Source organism: Azospirillum sp. NS33 (assembly GCF_059703765.1).
Window position 1 is genome coordinate 196845 of sequence record NZ_BAAKJB010000006.1, and the last position, 6175, is coordinate 203019.

The window sequence follows — 6175 nt, forward strand, 5'->3', positions numbered from 1 at the left end:
CGCCTCCCCCAATTGAAATATAACTTAACCAACAGCCATCACACTGGCCGCGATCCGGAGACCCCGCCACCCCGCCACATCCCGTCTCCGGCCCGGCGCGACGAAGAAAGTCAAGACGCATGGATGCTCGGTTGAAGACCCGCGACATCGAACGGCGCAGCCTCGACGTCGACGGCTTGCGACGGTCCTTCCTGGAGTGGTTGACCTATTCCGTCGGCAAGGACCCGCGCTCCGCGACGCGGCGCGACTGGTTCCACACCGTGGCGCTGGCGGTCCGCGACCGCCTGGTCGACCGGTGGATGGACACCACGCGCACCTACTACGACCACGACGTCAAGCGGGTCTACTACCTGTCCCTGGAGTTCCTGATCGGCCGTCTGCTCACCAACAGCATGGCCAACCTCGGCATCATGGATCCCTGCCGCGAGGCGCTGGACCGCATCGGCCTGACCCTGGACGAGGTGGTCGACGCCGAGCCGGACGCGGCGCTCGGCAACGGCGGCCTGGGCCGCCTGGCGGCCTGCTTCCTCGACAGCATGGCCTCCCAGGGCTACCCCGGCTACGGCTACGGCATCCGCTACGAGTTCGGCCTGTTCGAGCAGCGCTTCGAGCATGGCTGGCAGGTCGAGCATCCGGAACAGTGGCTGCAGTTCGGCAACCCCTGGGAGTTCCCGCGACCGGAGGTGCTGTATCCCGTGCAGTTCTACGGCCGGGTCGAGGAGTTCCGCGATTCCGTGGGCGAGCGCGCCTACCGCTGGGTCGACAGCGAGCGCGTGCTGGCCATGGCCTACGACACCCCGGTGGTCGGTTACGGCGGGCGCACCATCAACACGCTGCGCCTGTGGTCGGCACGCGCCACCCGCGACTTCAACTTCGGCCACTTCAACGACGGCGCCTACATGAAGGCGGTCGAGCAGAAGGTGATGTCCGAGAACCTCAGCCGCGTCCTCTACCCCAACGACGCCACCGAGGTCGGCCGCGAGCTGCGCTTCAAGCAGGAGTATTTCTTCACCTCGGCCTCGCTGCAGGACATCCTGCGCCGCTACCTGCAGCACCACTCCGACTTCGACAGCCTGCCCCAGAAGGCGTCGATCCAGCTGAACGACACCCACCCCTCGATCGGCATCGCCGAGATGATGCGCCTGCTGGTGGACCAGCACGCGGTGCAATGGGAGAAGGCGTGGGAGATCACCCGGGGCTGCTTCTCCTACACCAACCACACCCTGCTGCCCGAGGCGCTGGAGGCGTGGCCGGTGCGCCTGCTGGAGCGGGTGCTGCCGCGCCACATGCAGATCATCTACGAGATCAACGGGCGCTTCCTCAACCGGTCGCGGGCCCGCTCCGCCGGTGACAACGCCCGCCTGTCGCGGCTGTCCCTGATCGACGAGCGGGGCGAGCGCCGGGTGCGCATGGGCAACCTCGCCTTCGTCGGCTCCCACAAGGTCAACGGCGTCTCGGCGCTGCACACCGAGCTGATGAAGCAGACGGTGTTCGCCGACCTCCACGGCGAGTTCCCCGAGCGCATCAACAACAAGACCAACGGCATCACGCCGCGGCGCTGGCTGCATCAGGCCAACCCGGCCCTGGCGGAGCTGATCACCAGCCGCATCGGCAAGGGCTGGATCGCCGATCTCAGCCTGATCGAGGCGCTGAAGCCCAAGGCCGACGATCCGGTGTTCCGCGAGGAGTTCCGCCGCGCCAAGCGCCACAACAAGAAGCGCCTGGCGGCCTACATCGCCCGCCAGACCGGCGTCGAGGTGCAGGTCGACAGCCTGTTCGACGTGCAGGTCAAGCGCATGCACGAGTACAAGCGCCAGCTGCTCAACATCCTGCAGACGGTGGCGCTCTACAACGAGATGCGCGACAACCCGACGGTCACCTGGACCCCGGTGACCAAGATCTTCGCCGGCAAGGCCGCCCCCGCCTACCAGATGGCCAAGCTGATCATCAAGCTGATCAACGACGTCGGCCAGGTGGTCAACCACGACCCGGCGCTGCACGACCTGCTCAAGGTGGTCTACCTGCCGAACTACAACGTCACGGCGGCCGAGATCATCATGCCCGCGGCCGATCTGTCGGAGCAGATCTCGACCGCCGGCATGGAGGCGTCGGGCACCGGCAACATGAAGCTGTCGCTGAACGGGGCGCTGACCATCGGCACGCTGGACGGGGCCAACGTCGAGATCAAGGACGCCGTGGGCGACGAGAACATCTTCATCTTCGGCCTGACCGCCGACGAGGCGAACAGCCTGCGCCAGGGCGGGACCTACAACCCGCGCCAGGTGATCGCCGCCAACCCCAGCCTGAAGCGGGCCCTGGACATGATCCAGACCGGGGTGTTTTCGCCCGACGACCCGCACCGCTACCACTCGATCGTGCAGGCGCTGACGGACGGCGGCGACCACTTCCTGGTGACCGCCGACTTCGCGGCGTACTGCCGCGCCCACGAGGACGCCTGCGCGCTCTACCGCGATCGCGAGGCGTGGATGCGCAAGGCCGTCATCAACTCCGCCAGCATGGGCTGGTTCTCCTCCGACCGCACCATCCGCGAGTACGCCGAGGAGATCTGGAACGTCCGCTCCGTGGTGCCGGAGCACCACGAGGAGGGCGACCGCTAACCGCCCGTTGCTCCGCGACGACGGCCGCGGGAACGGCCGCGACGACGGCCATGCCGGCGGCCATGCCGGCGGCCATGCCGGCGCTCAGCCGCGGGGTGGCCGTCGCCGTTCCAGCCACCCCGCCAGCGCGACGGCGTTGTTGTGGTGGCGGTCGCGCGCCGCGTGGAGCAGGGTCACCGGCCCGTGGGCGATGCGGTCGAGCAGGGCGGCGACGGCCGCCCGCGCCACCGGCGCCTCCAGTTCCGCCGCGTAGGCGTCGCAGAAGGCGTCCCAGTCCTCGCGATGGCCGTGGAAGCGGCGGCGCAGCCCGTCGCTGGGCGCGATCTCCTTCAGCCACAGGTCGATGGCCGCCCGGTCCTTGGCCACGCCGCGCGGCCACAGCCGGTCGACCAGGACCCGCGTGCCGTCCGCTGGCGCGGCCGGATCGTACACCCGCTTGCACGTGATCCCCGTCATCGGAACAGCCTGACCATCATGTCGGCGTCGTGGTCGATCCCGTCGACCCGCAGGGACCGGCGCATCACCCCGAACGGAACGAACCCCATGCCAGCGTAGAACCGGCGCGCCCGGTCGTTGCCGGCGGCCACCAGCAGCTCCACCTGGTCGACCTCGGTCTCGGCGTGGGCCAACACGGCGTTCAGCAGGGTCGCGGCGAGCCCGGAGCCGCGCTGGCACGCGCGGACGTACATTCCCCAGAGCATGGCCACGTGGCGGCGTTTGACCTGCGGATGGCGCTGCAGCGTCGCCATGGCCACGAGATCTCCGGCGGCGTGGGCGCCGAAGACCGCGAGCGCCTCGAGGCGCTCGCGGAACGCGTCCGTGTGTCGCCCGACCTCCTCCTCGTAGGCCATGGCGAAGGCGGTGGGGTGGGCGGCCAGCGCCTCCAGCAGCAGCGTCCGGTAGGCGCCGGCGTCGTCCGATCGAAGGCGACGGATGGAGAGCGCCGATGCCGGGGCAACCGGCGCCAGGGGAGCCGATGCCGGGGGAGCCGAGGGGATCATCGCGGTCGCTCCTGTGGAGGCTTTCCATGTATCTGCAAATTATGTATATGCATACGCCCATGACCCGTCCCTGGCAAGCCCCCCGCACCCTGTGCCGCGACGCCGCGGCTCTGGTGGACACCTGCGCCGGCTGGAACAGCCGCCTCGCCGCCCGGCGGATCGCCCAGATCCTCGACCGGGACCTGGCGCCCTGCGGCCTGACGGCGGCCCAGCTCGGCCTGATGGCGCAGATCGCCGCCGCGGCCGACGACACCCTGGGGGCGCTGGCGCGGCGCACCGGGCTGGACCAGTCGACCCTGTCGCGCACCCTGCGCACCCTGGAGGGCGAGGGGCTGGTGGAGATCACCGTGGTCGCGTCCGACCTGCGGCGCCGCGCGGTGTGGCTGACCGAGGCCGGGGCACGGCGCCTGGAGGCGGCGCTCCCGCTGTGGCGGGCGGCCCAGGACCGGCTGGCGGACGTGGCCGGTGCGGAGCTGGCGCGGCTTGTGGCGGCCGCCGCCCGGTCGGTCCGCGGTGCGGCCGAGGACCCCTGACCGGGCGATCGCCGCCGCCGCCGCGGGGATCGCCCGTCTGAGCATCTGCATACGGTTGCCAATCCGAAACGGTTGGCACATCGTTGCGACACCGGAAGCACAAGCCGCAGGCAAGGATGGGACGGCGCTCGCGCCGACCGTTGGGATCAGACCAGCGCGAAGCTGTCGGCGCCGAGGTGGCCCGGGGCGACCGAAAGCAGGGTGACGGTGTTGCCGGAGCCGAGATGGATCACCGCGTTGCCCGACGCGTCCGAGGCGATGCGGGTCAGCATGTCGGCGGGGGTGGCGATCGCCAGGCCGTTGATCCCGGTCGCCACCTGGAGCACGTCCTGACCGACGGCGAAGTCCCCGATCCTGTCCGTGCCGCTGCCGGTCCCGAACCGGAACAGATCCGCGCCGCGGTTGCCGAAGAGAAGGTCGTCGCCGGCTCCGCCGTCCAGAAGGTCGGCATCCTGGCCGCCGAACAGCGTGTCGCTGCCGTCCTCGCCCAGCAGGGTGTCGGCCCCGAGGTTGCCATAGGCCAGGTCGTTGCCGCCGCCGCCGCCGGCCGTGTCCGGCCCGCGGTTGCCTGCGAGGACGTCGTCGCCGGCACCGCCGGCGAGGCGGTCGGCGTCCTGGCCGCCGAACAGTGTGTCGCTGCCGTCGTCGCCCCGAAGGACGTCGGCGCCGGCGTTGCCGTAGACCAGGTCGTTTCCCCGGTTCCCCCAGACCAGGTCCGCTGCCTCGCCGGCGGCGATCCCGTCGTCGCCCTGCCCGCCGAAGAGGGTGTCGGCCCCCGCGCCGCCGTCGATGGCGTCGGCCTCGGTGTTGCCGTAGATCAGGTCGGCGCCGTCCTCTCCGTAAAGGTGGTCGAGGCCGGACCCGCCGGACACCGTGTCGTCGCCGGCACCGGCGGACACCGTGTCGTCGCCGCCGAGCGCCGCGATGAGGTCCGCCGACGGTCCGCCGTGGATGAGGTCGGCGCTCGTGGAGGCGGCGCCTGTCCCGCCTCCGGTCGATGGGGCGTCGGGGACCGGCGGGGCGATCCGGGTCAGCGTCACGTCGTTGCCGGTCCCGCCCGCGTAGCTGATCCTGTAGAGCGCCGCGCCGTCGACCAGCGTCGCGCCGTCCGCCAGCCCCCCGAAGGTGCCGGTGACCGGGTCGGCCCCGTCGTTGTCGATCAGGACGTATGTGTCGCCGATGGCGGGCGCATAGCCGAAGCTCAGGGTCAGGGTGGCGTTGGCGATCGCGACGGTGCCGGTCACCGCGATCTGGTCGTGCTGCGTCCCCACCGCGGTCCCGTCGATCTCCATGGCGGCGGTGGACCCGGACGCCAGGGTCAGGGATCCGGTGGCGAGCGTGCCCGGGCTGTTGCCGGGGGCGATGGTGCCCCCGCTCATGACGGTGACGGGTGTCGCGATGGCGCTGGTGCCGGCCAGGGTGACGCCCGATGCCACGGTGAAGGTTCCGGTGCCGGTCATGGAGCCGGAAAACGTGTTGGTGCCTGCGGTGGACAGGGTCAGGGAGCCCGTCCCGACGGCGACCGTGCCGGCTCCGGTGAGGCTGCCGATGGTTTCGTCGGTGCCGTTGAGGTCCAACGTCGCCCCGGCGTCGACGGTGACGGTTCCGGCGTCCGGCAGCGCGCTGCCACCGGACACCCTCAAGGTGCCGCCGCTGACGGTGGTGGTGCCGGAATAACCGTTGCTGCCGCTTAGGGTGAGGGTGGCGGTGCCGGTCTTGGTGAGGGCGCCGGTGCCGGTGATGGCGCCGCTGACGGTGGCATCGGCGGTGGCGCTGACGGTGCCGTGCGCGGCGCCGAGGATGACCGCGTTGTCGATCACCGTGGCGCCGGTGATCGCCAGGGTGCCGCCGTCGAGGGTGACGGCCCCGGCGCCGAGGTTGCCGTCGCCGGCGACGGCGACGGTGCCGCCGGTGACGGTGGTGGTGCCGGAATAGCCGTTGGCGCCGCTCAGGGTGAGGGTGGCGGTGCCGGTCTTGGTGAGGGCGCCGGTGCCGGTGATGGCGCCGCTGACGGTGGCGTCGG

The 6175-nt window shown here is 71.0% G+C and carries 5 protein-coding genes; 2 read left to right on the plus strand and 3 right to left on the minus strand.

What is annotated here, in order from left to right; translation table 11 throughout:
- The first annotated feature begins 119 nt into the window (after positions 1–119).
- Positions 120–2618 carry a glycogen/starch/alpha-glucan phosphorylase gene (locus tag AC6H2I_RS08315; protein ID WP_497500126.1) on the plus strand — a complete coding sequence of 833 codons (2499 nt, stop codon included), beginning with the start codon at positions 120–122 and terminating at the stop codon, positions 2616–2618.
- An 84-nt stretch (positions 2619–2702) separates the two neighbouring features.
- Here AC6H2I_RS08315 and AC6H2I_RS08320 read toward each other — a convergent pair whose 3' ends face one another.
- Positions 2703–3074, minus strand: a complete 372-nt coding sequence (locus AC6H2I_RS08320; RefSeq protein ID WP_497500127.1) for a DUF488 domain-containing protein — start codon at positions 3072–3074, stop codon at positions 2703–2705.
- The gene (locus AC6H2I_RS08325; protein WP_497500128.1) at positions 3071–3619 is read right to left on the minus strand and encodes a GNAT family N-acetyltransferase; all 549 of its coding nucleotides are present in this window, start codon (positions 3617–3619) and stop codon (positions 3071–3073) included. Before AC6H2I_RS08325 ends, AC6H2I_RS08320 begins: the two co-directional genes overlap by 4 nt.
- A gap of 59 nt (positions 3620–3678) precedes the next feature.
- On the opposite strand from AC6H2I_RS08325, the gene AC6H2I_RS08330 reads away from it, so the two are divergent.
- Positions 3679–4152, plus strand: a complete 474-nt coding sequence (locus AC6H2I_RS08330; RefSeq protein WP_497500129.1) for a MarR family winged helix-turn-helix transcriptional regulator — start codon at positions 3679–3681, stop codon at positions 4150–4152.
- A 146-nt stretch (positions 4153–4298) separates the two neighbouring features.
- Here the strand turns inward: AC6H2I_RS08330 and AC6H2I_RS08335 are convergent.
- The coding region (locus tag AC6H2I_RS08335; RefSeq protein WP_497500130.1) for an autotransporter-associated beta strand repeat-containing protein at positions 4299–6175 on the minus strand (1877 nt) is incomplete at its 5' end.